This window comes from Enterobacter sp. ECC_219_Taxon_10, from assembly GCF_058354905.1.
On sequence record NZ_CM178005.1, the window covers coordinates 3884015 to 3908023 of the forward strand.

Below are 24009 nucleotides of genomic sequence, written 5' to 3' on the forward strand. Positions count from 1 at the left end.
GTATAACGTCCCCTCTCCCCTTTGGGGAGAGGGTTAGGGTGAGAGGGTGAACTACATCCCCTGCCCCACTTTCAGCACCGCCGCGATATTCCTTGCGGCCATCTGTACATTCGCGCTGGCATTTTCCAGCGCGTCCTCCAGCGAACAGATGGTATAGAGCACGCTAAACACCGCGTCTAAGCCGTGATCGTGTACCACGCCAACGTCCGCCGTCAGGCTGCCCGCAATGCCGATAACGGGCTTATTAAAGCGTTTCGCCACTTTCGCCACCCCCACCGGCACCTTGCCGTGGATCGTCTGGCTGTCGATGCGGCCTTCCCCGGTGATCACCAGATCCGCATCGGCCACCTGGTCGGCCAGGTGTAGCGCATCGGTCACAATCTCAATGCCCTGGCGCAACTGTGCGCCACAAAAAGCGTACAGCGCCGCGCCCATGCCACCCGCCGCGCCGCCACCGGCAAGGTTGAGCACATCAATATCCAGGTCCCGGGCAATGACTCTCGCATAGTGCGCAAGCGCGTTGTCCAGGGTGACGATCATCTCTGGCGTGGCGCCCTTTTGCGGGCCAAACACTGCTGACGCGCCATCCTTCCCGGTGAGCGGATTCGTCACATCGCATGCGACTTCTATCCGGCACTCCGCCAGACGCTTGTCGAGGCCGCTCAGGTCAATACGCGCGAGTCTACCCAGCTCGCCCCCGCCCTGCCCCAGCGGCTGTTCATTGTCGTCCAGCAGCTTCGCCCCCAGCGCCTGCACCATCCCGGCGCCGCCGTCATTGGTGGCGCTGCCGCCGATACCGATGATGATATGCTTAACGCCCGCATCCAGCGCGTGGCGGATAAGTTCACCCGTACCCCAGGAGGTCGTTCTCAGAGGGTCACGCAGTGAAGGTACAACCAGCTCCAGACCGCTTGCCGCCGCCATTTCAATAAAGGCGCTCTGCTCGTCACCGGATATCCCATAAAACCCTTCCACTCGCTCGCCCAGCGGACCGGTCACCGGAACGTGCACAATGCGTCCCTGCGTTGCTGCGATCATCGCCTCAACCGTACCTTCACCGCCGTCAGCGACTGGCAGTTTGACGTAAACCGCCTCAGGGAAAATCTCGCGAAAACCGCGCTCGATTGCTGTCGCAACCTCAAGCGCACTCAAACTTTCCTTATACGAGTCCGGTGCGATAACAATTTTCATAAGCCATCCTTACGCATAGTCGTTACGTTAAGCATACACCACGTAGAGAACCGCTCATGGGAGCGGTCCCAATGCGTTTATCGTACCATGCACGGACGTTTATTGTCGAATGTCCAGTCAGGGATCAGGTACTGCATCGCCATCGCGTCGTCGCGCGCGCCCAGACCATGTTTTTGATACAGCTCGTGAGCCTTCATCACCTGGTCCATATCCAGCTCCACGCCAAGACCTGGAGTTGACGGTACCTGCACCATGCCACCTTTAATCTCAAACGGCTCTTTGGTCAGGCGCTGGTTACCCTCCTGCCAGATCCAGTGCGTGTCGATCGCGGTAATGGCGCCCGGCGCGGCGGCAGCAACGTGGGTGAACATCGCCAGCGACACGTCAAAGTGATTGTTGGAGTGTGAACCCCAGGTCAGGCCAAACTCATGGCACATCTGCGCTACGCGAACCGAGCCCTGCATCGTCCAGAAGTGCGGGTCCGCCAGCGGGATATCCACCGATTGCAGAGAGAGCGTGTGCCCCATCTGACGCCAGTCGGTGGCGATCATATTGGTCGCAGTCGGCAGCCCCGTGGCGCGACGGAATTCCGCCATGACTTCGCGGCCCGAGAAGCCTTGCTCAGCCCCGCACGGATCTTCCGCATACGCCAGCACGCCTTTCAGCTGTTTGCCAATGTTGATCGCTTCATCAAGCGACCACGCACCGTTCGGATCGAGCGTCACGCGCGCCTGCGGGAAACGTTTTGCCAGCGCGGTAATGGCTTCCGCCTCCTCTTCCCCGGCCAGCACGCCGCCTTTCAGTTTGAAATCATTAAAACCATATTTTTCATACGCGGCTTCCGCAAGGCGCACTATCGCATCCGGGGTCATCGCTTCTTCGTGACGTACACGGTACCAGTCGCATCGTTCGTCCGGCTGGCTCTGGTACGGCAGCGGCGTCAGCTTGCGGTCGCCGACAAAGAACAGATAGCCGAGCATCTCCACTTCACTGCGCTGCTGGCCCTCGCCCAGCAGCGAGGCAACGTTAACGCCCAGGTGCTGGCCCAGCAGATCCAGCATCGCGGCTTCAATGCCGGTCACCACATGGATAGTGGTGCGCAAATCGAAGGTTTGCAGGCCGCGGCCGCCGGCATCGCGATCGGCAAAGGTGTTGCGCACGGTGTTGAGGACATTTTTGTACTCACCCAGCGTTTTTCCCACCACCAGCGGAATGGCATCTTCCAGCGTTTTGCGGATCTTCTCCCCGCCCGGAATTTCACCCACGCCGGTATGGCCGGCATTGTCCTTGATAATGACAATATTGCGGGTAAAAAACGGCGCATGCGCCCCGCTCAGGTTCATCAACATGCTGTCATGACCCGCGACCGGAATGATTTGCATGGAAGTGACGACAGGGGTAGTAAAAGTACTCATCGTGTAATCCTTTTATCAGTGACGTCCAAAAACAGGGCGCTTACGGTCAAATGTCCAGCCGGGAATAAGATACTGCATCGGACCCGCGTCGTTACGCGCGCCGCCCGGTAGCTTTTTATACGCCTCGTGGGCGTTATGGACCCGATCCCAGTCAAGCTCCACGCCCAGTCCGGGCGCATCGGGTACGGCAATTTTACCGTTTTTGATTTCCAGCGGATTTTTCGTCAGGCGGGCTTCGCCTTCCTGCCAAATCCAGTGGGTATCGATGGCTGTCGGGTTCCCCGGCGCCGCCGCGCCAACGTGGGTAAACATCGCCAGCGAAATATCAAAGTGATTGTTCGAGTGGCAACCCCAGGTCAGACCCCAGTCGTCGCACAGCTGCGCCACGCGCACCGCTCCTGAAAGCGTCCAGAAGTGCGGGTCCGCCAGCGGAATGTCGACGGCGTTCAGCATTACCGCATGGCCCATTTCGCGCCAGTTGGTGGCGATCATATTGGTCGCGACCGGCAGGCCGGTGGCACGACGAAACTCAGCCATCACCTCGCGACCAGAAAAGCCCTGCTCAGCGCCGCACGGGTCTTCAGCGTAGGTCAGGACTTCCCTCAGCCCTTTGCACAGGCTAATCGCTTCATCCAGCAGCCATGCGCCGTTCGGGTCAACGGTGATGCGCGCCGCCGGGAAGCGTTTTTTCAGCGCCCGTGCCGTTTCAATCTCCTGTTCACCGGGCAGTACGCCGCCCTTCAGCTTGAAATCCTTAAAACCGTAGCGATCCTGCGCAGCCTCAGCGAGGCGGACCACCGCCTCGCTGGAGAGCGTTTCCTGGTGGCGCAGCTGATACCAGTCGTGGTCGCCCGGTGAGCGGGCCAGATAGGGGAGATCGGTTTTATTGCGATCGCCAACGTAGAACAGATAGCCCAGCACGGTGACCGCATCACGCTGTTTGCCCGGCCCCAGCAGTTCGCAGACCGGAACGTTAAGGGCTTTACCGAGTAAATCCAGCAGCGCCGCTTCCAGGGCGGCCACCGCATTGACGCGCAGCTCGAACGTCCATGCGCCCTTGCCAAAGGTATCAAAGTCCGCCGACTGGTTACCCTTATGCACTCGCTGAACCACCTTGTTCAGGCGGGCGACCTCCTGGCCCACCACCTGCGGAATGGCATCGACCAGCGTCTGGTAAATCACCTCTCCGCCAGGGGCCTCGCCCACGCCGGTATTCCCTGCGCTGTCTTTCAGCACGACGATATTCCGGGTAAACCAGGCGTTGTGCGCGCCGCCAATATTGAGCAGCATGCTGTCCTGACCGGCCACCGGTATGATCTTCATTTCGTTCACGGTTGGGCTCGATTGCGTTGTCATCAGCCGCGCTCCCCAACAGGTTTAAGTTCGACGCGTTTGATATCGCCTACCAGCACGAGGTAGCTCAGAACCGCCACCAGAGCATGCACGCCGACGTAGATCAGCGCGCCGTTGAAAGACCCCGTGGTGCCGACGATGTAGCCGATAGCGATTGGCGTGACAATCCCGGAAACGTTGCCGAACATATTGAACAGGCCGCCGCTCAGGCCGCTAATCTCTTTTGGCGCAGTATCCGCCATCACCGCCCAACCCAGCGCGCCAATGCCTTTGCCGAAGAAGGCCATCGCCATAAAGCCGATAATCATCCACTCGGCGCTGACGTAGTTACAGAACACCATGGTCATGGAGAGCAGCATGCCGAGCACGATCGGCGTTTTCCGCGCGATATTCAGCGACCCCGTACGGCGCATCAGCCAGTCGGAAATTACGCCGCCAAGCACGCCGCCGATGAAGCCGCAGATTGCCGGGACCGAGGCGACAAACCCCGCCTTCAGGATCGACATACCGCGCGCCTGCACCAGGTAAACCGGGAACCAGGTGATAAAGAAGTAGGTTAAGGCGTTGATACAGTACTGGCCGAGATAGATACCGATCATCATACGCGAGCCGACGAGCTGTTTGATCTGCGCCCATTTCTGGCTGAACGGGACTTTTGCTTTCTCGGATTTCTGATCCATATTGATCAGCGCCCCGCCCTCGGCAATGTACTCCAGCTCTTTTTTGTTCACGCCAGGATGCTGGTTGGGTTCGTGGATCACTTTCAGCCAGATAAAGCTGATGACGATCCCAAGCCCGCCCATGAAGAAGAAGACGTGCGACCAGCCCACCTCATGCGTCAACCAGCCCATAATGGGCGCAAAGATCACCGTCGCGAAATACTGGGCGGAGTTAAAAATTGCCACCGCCGTTCCCCTCTCCTGCGCCGGGAACCAGGCCGCGACAATGCGGCTGTTGCCCGGGAAGGAAGGTGCTTCCGCCAGGCCCACCAGGAAGCGCAGCGTAAAGAGCGCCACGATAATGCCGAAGCCGCTGAAGATATCGACGAAACCCTGCAAAAGGGTAAAAGCAGACCAGATAAAAATGGACCAGAAATAGACGCGTTTAGAGCCAAAGCGGTCCAGCAGCCAGCCGCCAGGAATTTGGCCGATGACGTAGGCCCATGAGAATGCAGAGAAAACGTAACCCATGCCCACCGGATCAAGGCCGATGTCTTTTGCCATTTCCGAGCCGGCAATCGACAGCGTGGCGCGGTCACCATAGTTAAAGGACGTGACGATAAACAGCATCACCACTATCCAGTAGCGGGCATTGGTGCGCTTTTCAGCGCTGCTCGCTGCGTGGCTTAATGTACTCATTGTTGCACTCCTGAAACATAGCTTTCGCCTGTTCATTCTGTACAGCACCGGTAGGGTAATCAGAATGAGATTAGTTTTGTCGTTTTAGTTCGGCATGAAGCCGTTTTATCGTGACCGGAAAAGTATATGAAGGAGTGACGCGTCCTCTCACCGTGCAAAAACACAGTATTAAAGGGCATGTGAGAGGTTGTTTATGGCATAAGCCCAGGTGAGTGGAAGGTGGTTCACGGAATTGGCGTTTGGTGTGGAGTGTATTGCCGGGTGGCGGCTACGCCTTACCCGGCTTACGAAACTATTTAAGGAGCGTTGCCCAGTGTTCAACCCACGGGTTCGACTCGCTTTCGGGTTCAGGATGCTCACCGGCATCGATCAGCAGCATCTCGCCGACGCGCTTAGCGCTCTGTTCCTGAAGAAGCGCATCGAACTGCTTACCGCCGCCGCAGAAGTTGGCGTAGGAGCTATCACCCAGGGCAATGATGCCGTAGTGAACGTCAGGCTGGTAGCCAAGCTGGTCTTTAATACCCTGGAAAAGCGGCACGATGCTGTCCGGCAGATCGCCCTGCCCGGTGGTGGAGGTCACCACCAGAATGTATTTATCTTTATACTTTTCCCAGTCCGCCAGCTCTGGATCTTCATAGACCGTGGCTTTATGGCCCCGGCTTGTCAAAATCGCCTCAGCCTCTTCCGCTACCAGCAGCGAGTTGCCGTACATCGTGCCGACAAAAATGCCTACTTCAGCCATGCTTTGCTCCCATGATTATTGCGCTTACCGTTCATCCTGAACGTTGCCTGATACAAACTCAACCCTTTCATTTTCGGGGAGTTGCCCCCGCCAGCCAAACTGTGACAGCGCCTGCATCCAGACGTCGTCCAGCCCCGCACGGATGATCAATGGTTCGCCGGTAAACGGGTGAGTCAGGCTAAGCTCGCTGGCGTGCAGCATTAAACGATTACAGCCAAAATGCTCTGCCGCGCTGCGGTTCTGGCGCAGATCGCCGTGCTTGCTATCGCCAATTATCGGGTGGCGCAGGTGCGCAAGGTGGCGACGAAGCTGGTGCTTGCGTCCGGTTTTGGGCAAAAGCTCAACCAGGCTGTAGCGTGTAGTGGGAAACTTGCTTGTTGCCACCGGCATTTCCGCGATCGCCATGCCGCGATAATCCGTCACTGCGGGCTGCGGACCTTTGTCATCCCGGGCAAATTTATCGGCGATTTTGTCCAGTTCCTCCACCAGCGGATAGTCGAGCGTGGCGGATTCGGTCAGCCAGCCACGGACGATCGCATGGTAGCGCTTCTGGATCTGATGCTGCTCGAACTGCTGTGCCAGCAGGCGGCCCGCCTCGCTGGAAAGCCCCATCAGCAGCACGCCGGAAGTGGGCCTGTCGAGACGATGGGCGGTAAAAACATGCTGACCAATCTGGTCGCGCACGGTCTGCATCACCACCACTTTCTCGTCGCGATCGAGCCAGCTGCGGTGCACCAGCCAGCCAGATGGTTTGTTCACCGCTACCAGCCACTCATCCTGATAGAGGATTTCCAGCGTCATGCCTCATCACCGGCAAACAGGGCGTCCAGTTTTTCCAGCTCAGCCAGCATGACAGCCCGAGCAGGGTGCGTAGCCTCAAGCGCCATTTCATAATAGGGAGAAACAGCAAACGCCTGCGGCAGCGGGTGGCCGCCTTCCAGCAGCGCGTGCATTCTCGGAATTAATACCCACTGGAGCCACTCGAACGGGGCCAGCGTATCCAGGCAGAATGGCTGGGTACTGGCGAACGCTTCCGGCTGCGGCGCAGTCTCCTGCCACAGCTGATGTTGGCGCAAAAGGGCTTCGATGGCGTGAAGTTGAAGACGTATTTTATTACTCTGTTCCATAATCTCTCAGGAATGATAATGACGTCCAGCAAGGCTGGATGGGACTGGAGTCCCCAGCTTCGCTGAACGTTTGTTCATTAAGTTTAGCGTCTTACCTGGATTGCCCCGGTGTAAGTCAGCTTGTTGACCCGGCAGGCAAAACTGTAGAGGGTAGTATACATGAGAGAGTGGATACGAATCGCCTCAAAGACATCTGACATATGTGCCTTCCCTTTATCAGATATCGTAATCACATCTTTATCTAACGTAGGATTGAGTTCCGCATATTTTTCATCACAGCTGAGCGAGTAATTTTTTATGATTTCACCTCCGCGCACGATCTCAACAGGCGAATAATCATAACCTTGCAAAAAATGCAGTACCCTTGGCCCAATAGAAAAGTTATCTTCAGTCGTGTTAAAGCCAACATTCAATCCATGTGGCACCATTACCTCTCCCGATCCCGTCATGAGTCTGTTTCGAGCAGGAGTATGGCCGCCATGACAGATCAACACTGCCTGTCTGGCGCTAGAAGAGGCACTTGAAATAATAACATTTTTATACTTGTAGACAGGCATAAAATGACCTTAAGGGAAGTTTGCCCCCTAAATTGACAGGAATGAGTTTTTAAGCTGATAGTATATAAGCTTTCAAAACCAATTTTATTACGCGGTTCGCCTGTCATTCCATGAATCCGTGAACATTATATTTCCATCACAAGTCTTCCAGGTGATCGTATCATATCTCAGACTAATAAATTCCATATGGTTAATATGTGAAGTGGCTGGGTCTTTGCAATTGTTCATCAAAGGATGAATAGATACGATTTTGACATTCTCAACAAAGATGTTGAAGTACTCTTCTTCCATCCCCGCATCGTTGATTCTGTACCACTTAAGCTCAGCAGATTTCAACGCCTGCCCTGTTGCAGCAGCCTTATAGAGATAAGCCGAGGAGCGGTCAAACTCTTTGCCAATCGTCATTGCATTATGAATTCGTGTTCCTGTAATTTTACCATCATTGCCACTCACAGGAATATCCAGACCATGAGAAAAACTTAATACTTCAATACTCCCCTCACGATTAACAACGTCGACTGACCCTTTTATATCCGCGCCGCCATCATCCTTCAGCCATAAATAAGCAGGAATTGCCATTTTCTTCTCCAGAATAGAATAATGCATGAAGTTTATAGATAAGACTTAAAATCAAAATCGATAATAAAGAGACAAAAATGGCAGCACAATAAAATTTAAGAATGGCGCGGTGATCTCAGAATAAATTTAATCATCGGAGGAGTGACTTTGTATGAAGATAATTAGCGGAGGTTATTTCTTCAGGTGATAAAAAAGGGAGCACTGTAAAAACAGTGCTCCCGGTTCGTTTCGCAGCATTCCAGCTACAATTCGTGCTCCCTGCTCTTCCGTGACAACTTTTCCTGATGCCCGAAGGCCTGGTCATCCTTATACCTTTCGCATCCTGCCCGCATCTTCCTGACACGCTTGTTTCATCCTGAAACGTCCTGGCCTTCCTGACCCACCGACCATCCTGTTCGGTTCTCGTTCTCCTTCCTGGAGGTGTCCCTTACGCGTCCTGCGTTATCCCTTTACTTCATCCTGAAGCCTTCCTGCAGCGCCATCCTGACGTGTCCTGAGTAAGAAACGCCATCATCCTGATGTTCGTTTCTCGTGTCGGCGTCCTGTCGACGGAGATAGAATCCGCTATTCCGCTTCGTCTTACAACCCACCCTTGCAGCACTGTAAGCCGTAAGAAATCCCTAAAAAAGATGCGATGAACAACTAATTCTTTGAAAAACAGAGTGATATTATTCTGAATTAAATAAGGCAATACTGAACGATCCAGCGATCTCTTACAAACCTTGTAAGAGATCTCTCACACGCGCCGTAGCATCATGGATTACAGAAGTGGCTCAAGCTGGGTAAGGAAATCCGCAAGAGAGGGGGCGAGAGTTTCGCGATTGCGGGTACCGATGGCCTCTTTAATCACTTCCCCGGACAGGTTGCAGACGGATATCACATCCAGTTCGCTGTCCAGCGTGGCAATAAAGAGCGTCGGAGAAAGCTTAAGGCGTTTTTGCGTGACCAGATGACCAATCAGGTTTTCCTGAACACGCTGCAGATCGTCTTCGCTCCAGGTCTGCAACAGCGTCAGCGTCAAATCACCAAAGCGCGCGGGCATATCCCCTGCAAACTGCGTGGCATAAAATGCATGAACCGCTGGTTGTACCACAAGGTCCATAGCCCGTTCAACCGCATTTACATTTTGCTCAGCGGTATTGGGCTTCGGTTGCCAGATAACGTTGTCATCCTGCGAAGAGATAATGCACGGCGACGGCACGCCATATAAATCAGCGCTTTGCGGCCATGTTCCGTGCTTTTCATGCCATGCATCGCAATAGCGGGTCGTGAAGGTAGTAAGGGCATTTGCGGTTTCGATGTCCACCGATTTCTCTCTTCTTGTAAGACAGGATAAACTCTGCCCATAAGTGTACCTGTAAAGTGGCTATGAAACATGTCTTACGAAAATCATCAGGCGTTAACCGGCTTAACGCTGGGTAAATCGACCGATTACCGCGATACCTACGATGCAGGCCTGCTGCAGGGTGTGCCGCGCAGCCTGAACCGCGATCCCCTTGGACTGCATGCGGACGCATTGCCGTTTGTCGGCGGCGATATCTGGACGCTGTACGAACTCTCGTGGCTTAACGCGCGCGGTCTGCCTCAGGTGGCGGTCGGCCACGTTGAGCTGGATTACGCCAGCCAGAACCTGGTGGAATCCAAAAGCTTTAAGCTCTATCTCAACAGCTTTAACCAGACCAAATTTAACAGCTGGGATGATGTTCAGCAGACGCTGGAACGCGATTTAACCGCCTGCGCACAGGGAAAGGTGAGCGTGTCACTGTACCGCCTGCACGAGCTGGAGGGGCAGCCGATTGCCCACTTCCACGGGACCTGCATCGACGAGCAGGACATCGAGGTGGAGAATTATGATTTCAGCGCAGATTACCTCGAAAACGCGGCGAGCGGAAAAGTGGTTGAAGAGACGCTGGTCAGCCATCTGCTAAAGTCTAACTGCCTGATTACCCACCAGCCGGACTGGGGTTCGGTGCAGATCCAGTACCGCGGGCCGAAAATTGACCGGGAAAAGCTGCTGCGCTATCTGGTGTCGTTCCGCAATCACAACGAATTCCACGAGCAGTGCGTGGAGCGCATTTTTAACGATATTCAGCGTTTCTGCCAGCCGGAAAAGCTGAGCGTCTACGCGCGCTATACCCGCCGTGGCGGGCTGGACATTAACCCGTGGCGCACCAACACCGATTTTGTGCCGGCAACGGGTCGGCTGGTACGTCAATAATATAAATATTTTCACAATATGCGGGCGGTATTCCGCCGAAGTGTTGTGAAACGTCACGCGCCAGGGCTATTGTAATCAAAGGGAATGACGATAATCGTCCCATAAGGAGCTCACTTGATTACACATATTAGCCCGCTTGGCTCAATGGATATGTTGTCGCAGCTGGAAGTGGACATGCTTAAACGCACGGCCAGCAGCGATCTTTATCAACTGTTTCGTAACTGTTCACTTGCCGTACTGAACTCCGGAAGCCTGACAGATAACAGTAAAGAACTGCTGTCCCGCTTCGAAAGCTTTGATATTAACGTGCTGCGCCGCGAGCGCGGCGTGAAGCTTGAAGTCATCAACCCGCCGGAAGAGGCCTTTGTCGACGGGCGTATCATTCGTTCCCTTCAGGCTAACCTGTTTGCGGTGCTGCGCGATATCCTGTTTGTTAACGGGCAGATCCACAATGCAGGCCGCTTCCAGCATCTCGACCTGGAAAGCTCGGTCCATATCACCAACCTGGTGTTCTCTATTCTGCGCAACGCCCGCGCCCTGCACGTTGGCGAAGCACCGAACATGGTCGTCTGCTGGGGCGGCCACTCGATTAACGAAACCGAATATCTCTATGCCCGCCGGGTCGGAACGCAGCTTGGCCTGCGCGAGCTGAATATCTGTACCGGCTGTGGTCCGGGTGCGATGGAAGCACCAATGAAAGGTGCAGCGGTGGGTCATGCGCAGCAGCGTTACAAAGAAGGACGGTTTATCGGCATGACTGAGCCGTCAATCATTGCCGCCGAGCCGCCGAACCCGCTGGTCAATGAGCTGATTATCATGCCGGATATCGAGAAGCGCCTTGAGGCGTTTGTCCGTATCGCTCACGGGATTATCATCTTCCCGGGCGGCGTGGGAACGGCGGAAGAGCTGCTCTATCTGCTGGGGATTCTGATGAACCCGGCCAACAAAGATCAGGTTCTGCCGCTGATCCTGACCGGGCCAAAAGAGAGCGCCGACTACTTCCGCGTGCTGGACGAGTTTATCGTGCATACGCTGGGCGAAGCCGCGCGTCGCCACTATCGCATCATCATTGATGACGCGGCGGAAGTGGCGCGTCAGATGAAAAAAGCGATGCCGCTGGTGAAAGAGAATCGTCGTGATACCGGTGATGCGTACAGCTTTAACTGGTCAATCCGTATTGCACCAGACCTTCAGATCCCGTTCGAGCCTACCCATGAAAATATGGCGAACCTGAAACTCTATCCGGACCAGCCGGTGGAAGTGCTGGCCGCCGACCTGCGTCGCGCCTTCTCCGGGATTGTGGCGGGGAACGTGAAGGAGATGGGCATCCGCGCGATTGAGCAGTATGGTCCGTACAAGATCCACGGCGACCCGGAGATGATGCGCCGTATGGATGACATGCTGCAGGGCTTTGTGGCTCAACACCGTATGAAGTTGCCGGGTTCAGCCTACATTCCGTGCTACGAAATCTGCACGTAACGCTCAGCGTCTTCTTCGTAAAGCCGGGGCACCCTGTAGCGGGTCCCGGCTTTTTTTATTACCGAATCAATTCATAGGTTTCACGTATAGATTTAACAAACTTACGGTGAACGCAAACGATTACCTCCATTTAACAACCGTAATTTATCAGCCTTAATCCAAATTACTTGCCAGAAAATCCTATAAAGACATTTCTTTACAGCGAAAGACACCTATCTAGCGGGCCGCTCTTTTAGCTTACATGTCGTTGGTGGTAGCCTTCGCGCGCGTAAATTCTCTTTGATGTTTTTTTAACAGATAAATGGTCTAAAGATGCCCACATCATAAGTGGATTATTGCATTTGGGATCGCGATCACTGATAGATTCATAACGAGAATGTATCTTTCCGCCCGCCAATAGTTACGGGCGAAAATTATTAAAAAACCGTCACTGAACGAATTTCATATTACCGTCAGGCACTTTTTCATCGGATTTGACTAAAAACCTGACAATTTGCTTCCTCCAGGAGATACAGATGGAAACCACTCAAACCAGCACCGTTGCTTCGATTGAATCCCGAAGTGGTTGGCGCAAAACGGATACCATGTGGATGCTTGGCCTTTACGGCACGGCAATCGGCGCTGGTGTACTGTTCCTTCCTATCAACGCAGGCGTCGGCGGTCTGATTCCGCTGATCATTATGGCCATCATCGCCTTCCCGATGACCTACTTCGCACACCGCGGTCTGACCCGCTTCGTGCTGTCCGGTAAAAACCCGGGCGAAGACATCACCGAAGTGGTTGAAGAACACTTTGGCGTTGGCGCAGGTAAACTGATTACCCTGCTCTACTTCTTCGCGATTTACCCAATCCTGCTGGTTTACAGCGTGGCAATCACCAACACCGTTGAAAGCTTCATGACGCACCAGCTGCACATGACGCCGCCACCGCGTGCCATTCTGTCTCTGATCCTGATCGTGGGCATGATGACCATCGTGCGCTTCGGCGAGCAGATGATTGTTAAGGCCATGAGCGTGCTGGTCTTCCCGTTTGTGGCTGCGCTGATGCTGCTGGCCTGCTACCTGATCCCACAGTGGAACGGTGCAGCGCTGGAAACCCTGTCCCTGAGCAGCGCGTCTGCGACCGGTAACGGCCTGCTGATGACCCTGTGGCTGGCGATCCCGGTAATGGTCTTCTCCTTCAACCACTCCCCAATCATCTCCTCTTTCGCCGTGGCGAAACGCGAAGAGTACGGTAATGGTGCAGAGAAGAAGTGCTCCAGCATTCTGGCCCGCGCTCACGTGATGATGGTGCTGACCGTGATGTTCTTCGTCTTCAGCTGCGTACTGAGCCTCTCCCCGGCGGACCTGGCGGCAGCGAAAGAGCAGAACATCTCTATTCTGTCTTACCTGGCGAACCACTTTAACGCACCGCTGATTGCGTGGATGGCACCGATCATCGCGATGATCGCCATCACCAAATCCTTCCTGGGCCACTACCTGGGCGCACGTGAAGGCTTCAACGGTATGGTGATTAAATCTCTGCGCGGTAAAGGCAAGAGCATTGAAATCAACAAGCTGAACAAAATCACTGCACTGTTCATGCTGCTCACCACCTGGGCGGTAGCAACGCTGAACCCAAGCATCCTGGGCATGATTGAAACCCTGGGTGGCCCGGTTATCGCGATGATTCTGTTCCTGATGCCGATGTACGCAATTCAGAAAGTGCCTGCCATGCGCAAGTACAGCGGCCAGGTCAGCAACGTGTTTGTGGTTATCATGGGCCTTATCGCTATCTCTGCGATCTTCTACTCCCTGTACACCATGTTCTGATGAACGCCCGCGCCGCCTTCGGGCGGCGCACTCCTCCCCCTCTGACTGAAAGCAATGGACGCATCATGATTAGCGTATTCGATATTTTCAAAATCGGTATTGGTCCTTCCAGCTCTCACACCGTCGGACCAATGAAAGCCGGTAAGCAGTTCACGGATGACTTGATTGCACGCGGCATTCTGCACGACATCACCCGCGTGGTTGTCGATGTGTACGGCTCGCTTTCCCTGACCGGGAAAGGCCACCATACCGATATCGCCATTATCATGGGCCTGGCGGGAAATCTGCCGGATACCGTTGATATTGACGCGATCCCTGGCTTCATCCAGGACGTGAACACCCACGGTCGTTTGCTGCTGGCAAACGGTGAGCATGAGGTTGAATTCCCGGTTGACCACTGCATGAATTTCCATGCGGACAACCTGTCGCTGCACGAAAACGGCATGCGCATTACCGCGCTGGCTGGCGACAAAGCGGTTTACAGCCAGACGTATTACTCCATCGGCGGTGGCTTTATCGTCGACGAAGACCACTTTGGTCAAACCAGTACCTCTTCTGTTGAGGTGCCGTATCCGTACAAAACCGCGGCGGACCTCCAGCGCCACTGCCAGGAGACGGGTCTTTCCCTCTCCGGTCTGATGATGAAAAACGAGCTGGCCCTTCACAGCAAAGAAGAGCTGGAACAGCACTTCGCTAGCGTCTGGGAAGTGATGCGCGGCGGCATTGAGCGCGGGATCACCACCGAAGGCGTGCTGCCGGGCAAGCTTCGCGTACCGCGTCGTGCGGCGGCGCTGCGCCGTATGCTGGTGAGCACCGACAAAACGACAACGGACCCGATGGCCGTCGTCGACTGGATCAACATGTTCGCGCTGGCAGTGAACGAAGAGAACGCCGCAGGGGGCCGCGTGGTCACTGCGCCAACCAACGGTGCCTGCGGTATCGTTCCGGCCGTGCTGGCGTACTACGACAAGTTTATCCGTGAAGTGAACGCCAACTCCCTGGCGCGCTACCTGCTGGTCGCCAGCGCGATTGGTTCGCTGTATAAAATGAACGCCTCCATTTCCGGTGCGGAAGTAGGCTGTCAGGGTGAAGTCGGCGTGGCGTGCTCCATGGCGGCGGCAGGTCTGGCGGAGCTGTTGGGCGCAAGCCCGGCGCAGGTGTGCATCGCTGCGGAAATCGGCATGGAACATAACCTTGGGCTGACCTGTGACCCGGTTGCCGGACAGGTACAGGTTCCGTGCATCGAGCGAAACGCGATCGCCTCCGTCAAGGCGGTGAACGCGGCGCGTATGGCGCTGCGCCGCACCAGCGAACCGCGCGTATGTCTCGATAAAGTTATCGAAACCATGTACGAAACCGGTAAAGATATGAACGCCAAATACCGCGAAACCTCTCGCGGCGGCCTGGCGATGAAGATCGTGACCTGCGATTAAGCCTCTCCGGAAGCCTCGTTTTGCGAGGCTTCTTCCTGTTTTTCCTCACGCTATTCGTTTCATCCTGCCGACAGTGATACCCTTTACCCATTAGATTTAAGGGAGAATATCTGTGGCTGTTCATTTGCTTATCGTCGACGCGCTCAATCTGATTCGCCGGATCCATGCGGTACAAGGCACGCCCTGCAAGGACACCTGCCTGCACGCGCTGGAGCAGCTCATTCGCCACAGCGAACCGACGCATGTCGTGGCCGTGTTTGATGACGAAGCGCGCAACAGCGGCTGGCGACATCAGCGCCTGCCCGACTACAAGGCCGGACGCGCGCCAATGCCGGACGATCTGCATGCCGAAATGCCCGCCTTGCGTGCCGCCTTTGAGCAGCGCGGCGTCCCCTGCTGGGGCGCACACGGCAATGAAGCTGACGATCTGGCCGCGACGCTTGCGGTAAAGGTGGCCAGCGCAGGACACCAGGCGACGATCGTTTCAACCGACAAAGGCTACTGCCAGCTCCTTTCACCCACGATCCGCATTCGCGATTATTTCCAGAAACGCTGGCTCGATGCCCCCTTCATTGCCAGCGAGTTTGGCGTTTCGCCAGAGCAATTGCCTGACTACTGGGGGCTGGCGGGGATAAGCAGCTCAAAGGTGCCGGGGGTTGCAGGCATAGGGCCGAAGAGCGCCGCCCAGCTGCTGACGGACTTTCAGAGCCTGGAAGGAATTTACTCTCGTCTGGATGACGTGCCGGAAAAATGGCGCAAGAAGCTGGAAGCGCATAAAGAGATGGCGTTTATCTGCCGGGATGTAGCGACGTTACGAACGGATTTACAGCTGGACGGGAATTTGCAGCAGTTAAGGTTAGAGCGGTAATAGCCGGCCCCCCTCACCCCGGCCCTCTCCCCAAAGGGGCGAGGGTGAAAAGACAGCACCGAGCAATCCCCTCTCCCCTCCGGGGTGTACGGTCCGGGGACATAGTGAACACTTGTTCGGGGACATGGTAGACACTTACAACTGAGGCATAAGAACCCGTTTATGGAGTCGCTTATGCCCTGGGATGCGAGAGATACCATGTCATTACGTACCGGGTTTGTTTTGTTCGCCTCGCAGAACGGGGCGAACATCCGTTCCCTCTGCCGTCGCTTTGGCATTTCACCTGCCACCGGCTACAAGTGGCTTCGCCGCTGGGCTCTGGAAGGTGCCGCCGGCCTTCAGGACCGCCCGCGCATACCGCACCATTCCCCGAACCGCCTCTGGCAGATGGATTTTAAAGGCCACTTTCTCTTTGGCGGTGGCCGCTGCCATCCGCTCACCGTGGGGCGACACCACCGGCACCTGGACGGCGCTGGATATGGCGGTACCGGGCTCGCGGTATCAGCCGTCAGCGCGGCAGTTCAGCGGCAACACAACGCCCCCGGAATATGACGAGGGCGTGATAGTCAGGAAAGTGGATGTCAGCGGAAAGCTGAGCATGAAAGGGGTAAGTCTGAGCGCAGGCAAGGCGTTCAGGGGAGAACGGGTCGGGCTGAAGGAGACGCAGGAGGACGGCTGCTATGAAGTGTGGTGGTACAGCACGAAAGTGGGGGTGATCGACCTGAAGAAAAAGTCGATCACCATGGGTAAAGGATGTTAAAAAGTGTTCACCATGTCCCCGACCACCTGTCTACCATGTCCCCGGACTGTACACCCAAAGGGGCGAGGGTGAAAAGACAGCACCGAGCAATCCCCTCTCCCCTCCGGGGAGAGGGTTAGGGTGAGGGGAAACATTGAATTATCGCTCGTCGCGACGTCCGCCTACAGCCGCCCACCAGCGACGAATGTGCACCGTCACCTCTTCACGGTCGTGGTACAACTGACGCGCCTGGATCTCCACGTTAATACCGTGCTCATCCAGCTGTGCCTGAATATAGGCCAGGTTCTGGGATACCTCCTCGTAGCGCTTTTTCATCGGCAGCTTGAGGTTGAAAATGGTCTCACGGCACCAGCCGTTCACCAGCCAGGAGGCCATCAGCGCGGCAACTTTCGCCGGCTTCTCCACCATGTCGCACACCATCCAGGAGATGTTGTTGCGGGTTGGGCGATAGCGGAAACCGTCCTCACGCAGCCAGGTCACCTGCCCGGTATCCATCAGGCTTTGCGCCATCGGGCCGTTATCCACAGACGACACCCACATGTTGCGTTTCACCAGCTGATAGGTCCAGCCGCCCGGGCACGCGCCAAGGTCGACGGCATACATGCCGTTTGCCAGACGCTCGTCCCACTCATCTGCCGGGATAAAGACGTGAAACGCCTCTTCCAGCTTCAGGGTTGAACGGCTCGGCGCATCTGCCGGGAACTTCAGACGCGGGATGCCCATAAAGAATGGCGAATTGTTATTGGTGTACGAATAGCCCGCATAGCAGCAGCCCGGTGCGATAAAGAAGATATGCACAACCGGACGCTTCGGCGTTTCGTAGTTCGTCAGTATGCCCGCGTCACGCAGCGCAGCGCGCAGCGGCACGGTGAACTTACGGCAAAACTTCATCAGCTCTTTGCTTTCGTTGGTATCGGCAACCTCAACGCGCAGGTCGCCGCCCTTCTCCACCACGCCCTGCAGCATGCCCACAATCGGCGTGATGCGATCTTCTGGCGGAAGGTCTTTCAGCAGCTCACCCGCGACGAACATCTGGCGGGCGAAGATCAGCGAGCTGAACGGCAGCTCGCGCGCCAGCTTGTCGGCGTCTTCAGGCTGATAACATTCGAATACCACATAACCCGCATTCTCTTTGACGCGGGCAAAACCGAAGACTTCACGCTTCGCCGCTTTATCGGTAATTTCCGCGGCGCACTCTTTCTCAAACCCCGGGCGACAATATAAAACAACCTTATTCATGAACAACGCCCTTGCGTTTCAGACGGATAGCTCCGATAAACATTAATACCCATCCCGCCAGGAAGCTGACGCCGCCGACAGGTGTAACAAACGCCCAGAGGCGCAAATGCGAGAGTGCCAGACAGTAAAGGCTGCCGCTGAACAGCACGGTACCCAGCGCCATAAATACGCTACTCCAGTAAAACCAGATGCTGATCCGGCGCTGCATCGCCACCGCCAGCCCAAAAATAGCCAGCGTATGGAACGCCTGGTATTCAAGGCCGGTCTGGATCCAGCCCATCTCGACGGCGCCCAAAGACTTGCTCAATACGTGCGCGCCAAAGGCGCCCAGTGCAACAAAAATAAAGCCACTCACCGCGGCAAAAATCAGCATGAATCGGCTGGTCATGTTTAAGTCCTGAATTGATGCGTGCCCGGCACACAAACGTTATTGTTCATACCTGAAGCGGAATTTTTCTTGCTCGCTTGCCGCTTTCGCCAGTATCCACTGCCGGAAGGCGGCTATTTTACCCAGTTCTGCCTGACTGTCATGACAAACCAGATAAAACGCATTCTTGCTGACCAGTACATCATTAAAAGGGCAAACCAGACGGCCTGCCTCAATTTCGGACTGCGCCATGACGTTATTCGCCAACGCCACGCCCTGTCCGTGAATGGCAGCCTGTAGCACCATCGCACTGTGGCTAAAAATGGGGCCCTGCTGCACGTTTATATGACTAAGACCTAATTGACGGGTATAAGTTTGCCAGTCGCGGCGAGAGGCATCATGTAAAAGCGTATGCTGCGCAAGGTCAGCGGGTGTTTTCAGCGCTTTATCGCCCGTTAAAAGCAGAGGCGAACAGACCGGCAGCAGATATTCTGCGTATAATTTCTCAACACGCAAGCCCGGCCAGTTACCGCGACCATAAAAAATGGCGACATCCACATCATCGGCCAGCTTGTCTTCCTGACGATCCACCGCCTGGATTCGAACGTCGATCCCCGGATAAGCTGAGTTAAAGCTTGAGAGCCTTGGCACCAGCCACTGAATGGCAAAACTGGGCAATAAACTAACAGTCAGGGCACCTTTTGCACTGCGGGCCTGCAGCTTACGCGTGGCTTCCGTTAGCTGGGAAAAAATCTCTTTTATATCCTGAAAATAGCTCTGCCCCTCTTCAGTCAACAGCAATGAACGATTGCGTCGGCGGAACAGCTTAAGGCCCAGGAAATCCTCCAGAGACTTGATTTGGTGACTTACTGCGGCCTGTGTCACAAAAAGCTCATCTGCCGCACGGGTGAAGCTCAGGTGACGTGCTGCTGCATCAAAAACCCGTAATGCGTTAAGGGGTGGCAATCGCTTTGACATGGTTATCTGGCTTAGATGTTAACGGAATTTAACAAACAGGAAACAACGTTTAACCTATTAGTTTTTTTTATCTGAGCCATTATAATTTGTCCGTTGAGGAACTACCAGCAAATACCTATAGTGGCGGCACTTCCTGAGCCGGAACGAAGAGCTTTTTTCGGAATGCGTGTTCTGAAGGGCTTTTGGCTTACGGTTGTGATGTTGTGTTGTTGTGTTTGCAATTGGTCTGCGATTCAGACCACGGTAGCAACGCTACCAATTTTTCACTTCCTGTACATTTACCCTGTCTGTCCATAGTGATTAATGTAGCACCGCCAATTTGCGGTGCTTTTTTTTCGCCTGCGATCGGTGGTTAGTGCTCGATCTCTTTCATCTCTTTCACGTCCGTGCGGTTGATCTGCTGCTTGTTCCCGTTAGCATCTTTATACGAAATCATCCCGGTATCGTTATCAGTAGTCGGTTTCCCTTCCGAAACGATAGAACGACCATCGTTGGTGTGCATCACGTAATTGTTACCGGAACAGGCGCTCAGGGCAAAAGTAAACGCACAGGCAGAAATGATTGCAGCTGTCTTATTCATGATTATTCTCCTTTAGCAATTAATGCTATTCAAACCTCGATTTATAACAGGCTAAAACATCCGCCTAACACTATTTAGCATAACCTGCTTTTTTGAGGTCGTAAGGATAAGCAGACAATTCTGATAGATATCAACCTCCTTGCTCTGCCGCTGAAATTGCGCGACGATCTCTCTATCGACACGAGGAATTCCATGAACGCTTTCAGTCCTGCGCAGTTTCGCGCACAGTTTTCGGCGCTGGCCGATGCCGGTATTTACCTTGATAGCGCCGCCACGGCCCTGAAGCCTCAGGCGGTGATCGAGGCCACGCAGCAGTTCTACAGCCTGAGCGCCGGGAACGTGCATCGCAGCCAGTTTACCGAAGCGCAGCGACTGACCGCGCGCTACGAAGCCGCACGGGACCAGGTCGCTCGCCTGCTCAATGCCGAAAGCGGGAAAAATATCGTCTGGACGCGCGGCACGACCGAAGCCATCAATATGGTGGCCCAGTGTTATGCCCGCCCGCTGCTTCAGCCGGGCGATGAGATCATCGTCAGCGAGGCGGAACACCACGCTAACCTGGTGCCGTGGCTGATGGTGGCGGAGCAAACGGGGGCGCGCGTTGTAAAGCTCCCGTTAGGTGCAGACTTGCTGCCAGAGGTGGCCCGTCTCCCCGAGCTGATTACCCCCCGCAGCCGTATCCTGGCGCTGGGGCAGATGTCCAACGTTACCGGTGGCTGTCCGGATCTGGCTCGCGCCATTGAGATTGCCCATGCCAGCGGCGTGGTGGTGATGGTCGACGGCGCTCAGGGCGTGGTCCATTTCCCTGCTGATGTGCAGGCGCTGGATATCGACTTCTATGCCTTCTCAGGACATAAGCTCTACGGGCCAACCGGGATTGGCGCGCTGTACGGTAAGCCGGAACTGCTGGCAAAAATGACGCCGTGGCTCGGTGGCGGCAAAATGATTACCGAAGTGTCGTTCGATGGCTTCAAAACGCAGGATGTCCCCTATCGTCTGGAAGCCGGTACGCCGAACGTGGCGGGCGTCATTGGCTTAAGCGCGGCGCTGGAGTGGCTGGCTGAAACAGACATTGTACAGGCTGAAAGCTGGAGCCGGGGCCTTGCCACTCTTGCCGAAGAAGAGTTGAAAAAACGCCCGGGTTTCCGCTCGTTCCGCGTTCAGGACTCCAGCCTGCTCGCCTTTGATTTTGCTGGCGTGCATCATAGCGACATGGTGACGCTGCTGGCCGGGTACGGCATTGCCCTGCGCGCCGGACAACACTGCGCCCAGCCGCTGCTGGCGGCGCTCGGCGTTAACGGTACGCTGCGCGCCTCGTTTGCGCCATATAACACTCAAAGCGATGTCGACGCGCTGGTTGCCGCCGTTGACCGCGCCCTTGAAATACTGGTGGATTAATGACTAGCGCTGCTTTAGCCGGACATCCGTTTGGCACGGTCATCACAGAAGAGACCTTAAAACAGACCTTCGCCCCGCTCCAGCAGTGGGAAGATAAATATCGACAGCTGATCCTGCTGGGTAAACAGCTCCCTGCCCTTTCAGACGATCTCAAAGCGCAGGCGAAAGAGATCGCAGGCTGTGAAAACCGCGTCTGGCTGGGCGTGAGCGTCTCCGGTGAGAAGCTGCATTTCTTTGGCGACAGCGAAGGACGCATCGTACGCGGGCTGCTGGCGGTGTTGTTAACCGCCATAGAGGGGAAAAGCGCGGCGGAATTGTTAACGCATTCACCGCTGGCGCTGTTCGACGAGCTGGGGCTGCGCGCGCAGCTGAGCGCCTCGCGCGGTCAGGGTCTAATCGCGCTCAGCGATGCAGTGCTGGACGCAGCCCGTCAGGCTCAGGCCTGACGTTCCGCCTTCGCCATCATCTTCTTCAGTGCGTGAGAGACCGCCACAAAGCCAAAGGAGGCGGTTACCATGGTGGCCGCCCCAAAGCCTGAAGCGCAGTCCATGCGTTTTGGCCCTTCCGCCGTGCTTTTCATTGCACAGACTGAACCATCCGCCTGCGGGTAGACCAGCGCTTCGGTGGAGAATACGCAGTCGACGCCCAGCTTGCCCTTGCTGTTCTTCACCACGTTGAAGTCGCTCTTCAGGCGTTCACGCAGCTTGGCTGCCAGCGGATCCTGAATAGTTTTCGCCAGATCGGCCACCTGAATCTGCGTGGGATCGATTTGCCCACCCGCGCCGCCCGTCGTGACCAGCGGCACCTTGTAACGACGGCAGTAAGCGATCAGCGCCGCTTTTGGCCGCACGCTGTCGATAGCGTCAATCACGTAGCTGTAGCCTTTGCTCATATACTCCGCGACGTTATCTGCCGTCACAAAGTCGTCAATCACCGTCACGCGGCACTCCGGGTTGATCAAACGGATGCGCTCCGCCATCACCTCGGACTTCGCCAGGCCGACGTTATCGCGCAGGGCGTGGATTTGGCGGTTAGTGTTGGTCACACAAACGTCATCCATATCAATCAGCGTGATCGCGCCAATCCCGGTTCTCGCCAGCGCTTCCACCGCCCAGGAACCGACACCGCCAATGCCCACAACGCAGACGTGCGCATCCGCAAACAGCTGCAGGGCTTTTTCACCATAGAGACGTGCCGTGCCGCCAAAACGCTGGCGCCAGGCATCGCTGATTACCACAGACATAAAACCTCAGATGTAAAAAGGGTGAGGTTATCCTCACCCTGAACAATAATCCGTATTGCGCTCAGAATACCACAATCAGCCGCTGAATACGTTTCCGGTGCCCGGCGCCGCCTTCAGCACCCATACGCGCCCGTAGTGGTTATACCAGCCCGCGCGATGGCCTGCGTCTGGGCCAATCCCCTGATAGATATCAAAGTGCTGGCCCTTAATCGCTCCGCCCACATCCAGGGCTACCATCAGACGCAGCTCATACTTGCCGTTGAACTTGCCGTTGTTGTCGAGCAGAGGGACTTCCGCCAGCAGCGTGGTACCCGCAGGAATGATAGAACGATCCGATGCCACCGAGGCACGGCCAATCAGCGGTACCGCGCTGGCGCCTTTCACCGGGGCAAAGTTTTGCGGTTTAAAGAAGACGAACGACGGGTTCTGCTCAAGAAGCTCACGCACCTCGGCTTCACTGTGCTTTTCGCCCCACTCGCGGATCGCCTGCATCGACATATCTTCTTTCTTCACTTCGCCGCGGTCGATGAGGACCTTACCGATGCTGCGGTAGGCATGGCCGTTTTTCCCGGCATAGCTGAAGAAGTTGAGCGGCGAACCGTCGCCAAAATCAATGTAGCCGCTGCCCTGCACGTCCATGATGAAGTTATCCATCAGGGAGTTGCTGTAGGCCAGGACGTAGTTTTCACTCAGCGCACCGGCGTAGATTTCGGCGCGGGACGGCAGACGGCCGCGTTTTGGCGGCATACGGTAGATAGGGTACTGGAACTCGCCCTGGCGCGTGTGTCGCGCCTGAATCACGGGCGTGTAATAGCCGGTGAACTGGACGTTGCCGTAGTTATCCGCCCCTTCCATCTGCCAGGCATCAATACCAAACTGGCGCATGTTGCGCGTATCGCCGCCCGCCTTCAGCCAGTCCTGTACCGCGCTATAAACATTGTTCTGTGAGCTATACAGACGCGGCGACGCGTTGCGGATCTGGTAGACCTGCTCGGAGAAATCACCGGCGTTGATCGGCGCGCCAACAGCATCAGGCTGATTAACTAAAGAGAAAGGCTGGGATAACTTCCCGTCTTTATACTGCTGACCGCGATCGGTCGGTTTGGAAGAACAGGCCGCAAGAATCACCACCATTGCGCCCGCCATTAGATACTTCGCCCAACGTCCTTTCATTATATCTCGTCTTTAAGTTGCCCATTTCCGCGTGATGAAGATAACAAACCGACAAAGCGAATGAAATGCGATCGCATGCCCTTTGGCAAATTCTGAGCAAAAAATAGTCCAAATGACGCAATGCCGTTCAATTTACATAC

General features: G+C 55.5%; 24 protein-coding genes and 1 pseudogene. 9 read left to right on the top strand and 16 right to left on the bottom strand.

What is annotated here, in order from left to right:
* Positions 1 to 51: 51 nt before the first annotated feature.
* The 10 genes from AC4ICF_RS18385 to syd all read right to left on the bottom strand — a co-directional run bounded on the left by AC4ICF_RS18385 (position 52) and on the right by syd (position 9628).
* Positions 52 to 1191 (bottom strand): glycerate kinase, encoded by a 1140-nt coding sequence (locus AC4ICF_RS18385; protein ID WP_316380120.1) that lies wholly within the window; start codon positions 1189 to 1191, stop codon positions 52 to 54.
* Between the two features lie 77 nt (positions 1192 to 1268).
* Positions 1269 to 2606 carry a glucarate dehydratase gene (gene gudD / locus AC4ICF_RS18390; protein WP_316380119.1) on the bottom strand — a complete coding sequence of 446 codons (1338 nt, stop codon included), beginning with the start codon at positions 2604 to 2606 and terminating at the stop codon, positions 1269 to 1271.
* Positions 2607 to 2621: 15 nt separating this feature from the next.
* On the bottom strand, positions 2622 to 3962 hold the full coding sequence (locus AC4ICF_RS18395) for an enolase C-terminal domain-like protein (RefSeq protein ID WP_316380118.1): 1341 nt from the start codon (positions 3960 to 3962) through the stop codon (positions 2622 to 2624).
* Positions 3962 to 5317 carry a galactarate/glucarate/glycerate transporter GudP gene (gene gudP / locus AC4ICF_RS18400; protein WP_116343490.1) on the bottom strand — a complete coding sequence of 452 codons (1356 nt, stop codon included), beginning with the start codon at positions 5315 to 5317 and terminating at the stop codon, positions 3962 to 3964. Before gudP ends, AC4ICF_RS18395 begins: the two co-directional genes overlap by 1 nt.
* A gap of 292 nt (positions 5318 to 5609) precedes the next feature.
* Positions 5610 to 6059, bottom strand: a complete 450-nt coding sequence (locus tag AC4ICF_RS18405) for a flavodoxin (protein WP_163330075.1) — start codon at positions 6057 to 6059, stop codon at positions 5610 to 5612.
* 24 nt (positions 6060 to 6083) lie between these two features.
* Positions 6084 to 6860: a tRNA pseudouridine(65) synthase TruC gene (gene truC, locus AC4ICF_RS18410; RefSeq protein ID WP_233003235.1), complete on the bottom strand. Its 777-nt coding sequence runs from the start codon at positions 6858 to 6860 to the stop codon at positions 6084 to 6086.
* The gene (locus tag AC4ICF_RS18415; protein ID WP_233003234.1) at positions 6857 to 7186 is read right to left on the bottom strand and encodes a YqcC family protein; all 330 of its coding nucleotides are present in this window, start codon (positions 7184 to 7186) and stop codon (positions 6857 to 6859) included. The genes truC and AC4ICF_RS18415 overlap by 4 nt, the downstream gene beginning before the upstream one ends.
* Positions 7187 to 7269: 83 nt before the next feature.
* A complete protein-coding gene (locus AC4ICF_RS18420; RefSeq protein ID WP_233003233.1) occupies positions 7270 to 7743 on the bottom strand; it encodes a putative adhesin in 474 nt (157 codons plus the stop codon).
* A gap of 87 nt (positions 7744 to 7830) precedes the next feature.
* Positions 7831 to 8322 carry an Hcp family type VI secretion system effector gene (locus AC4ICF_RS18425; RefSeq protein ID WP_316380117.1) on the bottom strand — a complete coding sequence of 164 codons (492 nt, stop codon included), beginning with the start codon at positions 8320 to 8322 and terminating at the stop codon, positions 7831 to 7833.
* A gap of 760 nt (positions 8323 to 9082) precedes the next feature.
* Complete coding sequence (gene syd / locus AC4ICF_RS18430; protein ID WP_316380116.1) at positions 9083 to 9628, bottom strand: SecY-interacting protein; 546 nt, start codon at positions 9626 to 9628, stop codon at positions 9083 to 9085.
* Between the two features lie 69 nt (positions 9629 to 9697).
* Between syd and queF the strand changes: the two genes are divergently transcribed.
* The 7 genes and pseudogenes from queF (at position 9698) to AC4ICF_RS18465 (ending at position 16891) form a co-directional block, all read left to right on the top strand.
* The gene (queF, locus tag AC4ICF_RS18435) at positions 9698 to 10540 is read left to right on the top strand and encodes an NADPH-dependent 7-cyano-7-deazaguanine reductase QueF (RefSeq protein WP_116343495.1); all 843 of its coding nucleotides are present in this window, start codon (positions 9698 to 9700) and stop codon (positions 10538 to 10540) included.
* Between the two features lie 114 nt (positions 10541 to 10654).
* Positions 10655 to 12019: a nucleotide 5'-monophosphate nucleosidase PpnN gene (gene ppnN, locus AC4ICF_RS18440; RefSeq protein ID WP_023309027.1), complete on the top strand. Its 1365-nt coding sequence runs from the start codon at positions 10655 to 10657 to the stop codon at positions 12017 to 12019.
* A gap of 515 nt (positions 12020 to 12534) precedes the next feature.
* Entirely contained in the window at positions 12535 to 13830 is a 1296-nt protein-coding gene (locus AC4ICF_RS18445) for an HAAAP family serine/threonine permease (RefSeq protein ID WP_028014268.1), read from the top strand.
* Positions 13831 to 13895: 65 nt separating this feature from the next.
* Positions 13896 to 15263: an L-serine ammonia-lyase II gene (gene sdaB / locus AC4ICF_RS18450; protein ID WP_080330114.1), complete on the top strand. Its 1368-nt coding sequence runs from the start codon at positions 13896 to 13898 to the stop codon at positions 15261 to 15263.
* A 112-nt stretch (positions 15264 to 15375) separates the two neighbouring features.
* Positions 15376 to 16131, top strand: coding sequence for a flap endonuclease Xni (gene xni, locus AC4ICF_RS18455; RefSeq protein WP_116343497.1), 756 nt, complete (start codon positions 15376 to 15378; stop codon positions 16129 to 16131).
* Positions 16132 to 16305: 174 nt separating this feature from the next.
* Positions 16306 to 16509, top strand: a pseudogene (locus AC4ICF_RS18460) (helix-turn-helix domain-containing protein); the annotation flags it as partial.
* A 40-nt stretch (positions 16510 to 16549) separates the two neighbouring features.
* Positions 16550 to 16891, top strand: coding sequence for a hypothetical protein (locus AC4ICF_RS18465; RefSeq protein WP_491466216.1), 342 nt, complete (start codon positions 16550 to 16552; stop codon positions 16889 to 16891).
* A 138-nt stretch (positions 16892 to 17029) separates the two neighbouring features.
* On the opposite strand, the gene rlmM is transcribed toward AC4ICF_RS18465, so the two are convergent.
* The 4 genes from rlmM to AC4ICF_RS18485 all read right to left on the bottom strand — a co-directional run bounded on the left by rlmM (position 17030) and on the right by AC4ICF_RS18485 (position 20055).
* Positions 17030 to 18130, bottom strand: coding sequence for a 23S rRNA (cytidine(2498)-2'-O)-methyltransferase RlmM (gene rlmM, locus AC4ICF_RS18470; RefSeq protein ID WP_028014271.1), 1101 nt, complete (start codon positions 18128 to 18130; stop codon positions 17030 to 17032).
* Positions 18123 to 18518, bottom strand: coding sequence for a DUF423 domain-containing protein (locus tag AC4ICF_RS18475; protein ID WP_028014272.1), 396 nt, complete (start codon positions 18516 to 18518; stop codon positions 18123 to 18125). Before AC4ICF_RS18475 ends, rlmM begins: the two co-directional genes overlap by 8 nt.
* 39 nt (positions 18519 to 18557) lie before the next feature.
* The gene (gene gcvA, locus AC4ICF_RS18480) at positions 18558 to 19475 is read right to left on the bottom strand and encodes a glycine cleavage system transcriptional regulator GcvA (protein ID WP_014885066.1); all 918 of its coding nucleotides are present in this window, start codon (positions 19473 to 19475) and stop codon (positions 18558 to 18560) included.
* A gap of 352 nt (positions 19476 to 19827) precedes the next feature.
* The gene (locus AC4ICF_RS18485; protein WP_008499648.1) at positions 19828 to 20055 is read right to left on the bottom strand and encodes a YgdI/YgdR family lipoprotein; all 228 of its coding nucleotides are present in this window, start codon (positions 20053 to 20055) and stop codon (positions 19828 to 19830) included.
* 192 nt (positions 20056 to 20247) lie between these two features.
* Between AC4ICF_RS18485 and csdA the strand changes: the two genes are divergently transcribed.
* Both csdA and csdE read left to right on the top strand, forming a co-directional pair.
* A complete protein-coding gene (csdA, locus tag AC4ICF_RS18490; protein ID WP_316380114.1) occupies positions 20248 to 21453 on the top strand; it encodes a cysteine desulfurase CsdA in 1206 nt (401 codons plus the stop codon).
* The gene (csdE, locus tag AC4ICF_RS18495; protein ID WP_047364461.1) at positions 21453 to 21899 is read left to right on the top strand and encodes a cysteine desulfurase sulfur acceptor subunit CsdE; all 447 of its coding nucleotides are present in this window, start codon (positions 21453 to 21455) and stop codon (positions 21897 to 21899) included. The genes csdA and csdE overlap by 1 nt, the downstream gene beginning before the upstream one ends.
* Here csdE and tcdA read toward each other — a convergent pair.
* Positions 21890 to 22696, bottom strand: coding sequence for a tRNA cyclic N6-threonylcarbamoyladenosine(37) synthase TcdA (gene tcdA, locus AC4ICF_RS18500; RefSeq protein ID WP_316380113.1), 807 nt, complete (start codon positions 22694 to 22696; stop codon positions 21890 to 21892). The two genes, csdE and tcdA, sit on opposite strands and share 10 nt — an antisense overlap.
* A gap of 75 nt (positions 22697 to 22771) precedes the next feature.
* Positions 22772 to 23869 (bottom strand): murein transglycosylase A, encoded by a 1098-nt coding sequence (gene mltA / locus AC4ICF_RS18505; RefSeq protein ID WP_316380112.1) that lies wholly within the window; start codon positions 23867 to 23869, stop codon positions 22772 to 22774.
* Positions 23870 to 24009: the final 140 nt, after the last annotated feature.

What these genes read in the sequence shown, in the direction of transcription:
- csdA (WP_316380114.1), top strand. Translation starts at nt 20,248, where the DNA reads ATGAACGCTTTCAGTCCTGCGCAGTTTCGCGCACAGTTTTCGGCGCTG.
- rlmM (WP_028014271.1), bottom strand. Translation starts at nt 18,130, where the DNA reads ATGAATAAGGTTGTTTTATATTGTCGCCCGGGGTTTGAGAAAGAGTGC.
- csdE (WP_047364461.1), top strand. Translation starts at nt 21,453, where the DNA reads ATGACTAGCGCTGCTTTAGCCGGACATCCGTTTGGCACGGTCATCACA.
- AC4ICF_RS18405 (WP_163330075.1), bottom strand. Translation starts at nt 6,059, where the DNA reads ATGGCTGAAGTAGGCATTTTTGTCGGCACGATGTACGGCAACTCGCTG.
- AC4ICF_RS18445 (WP_028014268.1), top strand. Translation starts at nt 12,535, where the DNA reads ATGGAAACCACTCAAACCAGCACCGTTGCTTCGATTGAATCCCGAAGT.
- sdaB (WP_080330114.1), top strand. Translation starts at nt 13,896, where the DNA reads ATGATTAGCGTATTCGATATTTTCAAAATCGGTATTGGTCCTTCCAGC.
- AC4ICF_RS18385 (WP_316380120.1), bottom strand. Translation starts at nt 1,191, where the DNA reads ATGAAAATTGTTATCGCACCGGACTCGTATAAGGAAAGTTTGAGTGCG.
- queF (WP_116343495.1), top strand. Translation starts at nt 9,698, where the DNA reads ATGTCTTACGAAAATCATCAGGCGTTAACCGGCTTAACGCTGGGTAAA.
- AC4ICF_RS18415 (WP_233003234.1), bottom strand. Translation starts at nt 7,186, where the DNA reads ATGGAACAGAGTAATAAAATACGTCTTCAACTTCACGCCATCGAAGCC.
- truC (WP_233003235.1), bottom strand. Translation starts at nt 6,860, where the DNA reads ATGACGCTGGAAATCCTCTATCAGGATGAGTGGCTGGTAGCGGTGAAC.
- tcdA (WP_316380113.1), bottom strand. Translation starts at nt 22,696, where the DNA reads ATGTCTGTGGTAATCAGCGATGCCTGGCGCCAGCGTTTTGGCGGCACG.
- AC4ICF_RS18420 (WP_233003233.1), bottom strand. Translation starts at nt 7,743, where the DNA reads ATGCCTGTCTACAAGTATAAAAATGTTATTATTTCAAGTGCCTCTTCT.
- AC4ICF_RS18395 (WP_316380118.1), bottom strand. Translation starts at nt 3,962, where the DNA reads ATGACAACGCAATCGAGCCCAACCGTGAACGAAATGAAGATCATACCG.
- gudD (WP_316380119.1), bottom strand. Translation starts at nt 2,606, where the DNA reads ATGAGTACTTTTACTACCCCTGTCGTCACTTCCATGCAAATCATTCCG.
- AC4ICF_RS18425 (WP_316380117.1), bottom strand. Translation starts at nt 8,322, where the DNA reads ATGGCAATTCCTGCTTATTTATGGCTGAAGGATGATGGCGGCGCGGAT.
- gudP (WP_116343490.1), bottom strand. Translation starts at nt 5,317, where the DNA reads ATGAGTACATTAAGCCACGCAGCGAGCAGCGCTGAAAAGCGCACCAAT.
- mltA (WP_316380112.1), bottom strand. Translation starts at nt 23,869, where the DNA reads ATGAAAGGACGTTGGGCGAAGTATCTAATGGCGGGCGCAATGGTGGTG.
- AC4ICF_RS18485 (WP_008499648.1), bottom strand. Translation starts at nt 20,055, where the DNA reads ATGAATAAGACAGCTGCAATCATTTCTGCCTGTGCGTTTACTTTTGCC.
- AC4ICF_RS18475 (WP_028014272.1), bottom strand. Translation starts at nt 18,518, where the DNA reads ATGACCAGCCGATTCATGCTGATTTTTGCCGCGGTGAGTGGCTTTATT.
- gcvA (WP_014885066.1), bottom strand. Translation starts at nt 19,475, where the DNA reads ATGTCAAAGCGATTGCCACCCCTTAACGCATTACGGGTTTTTGATGCA.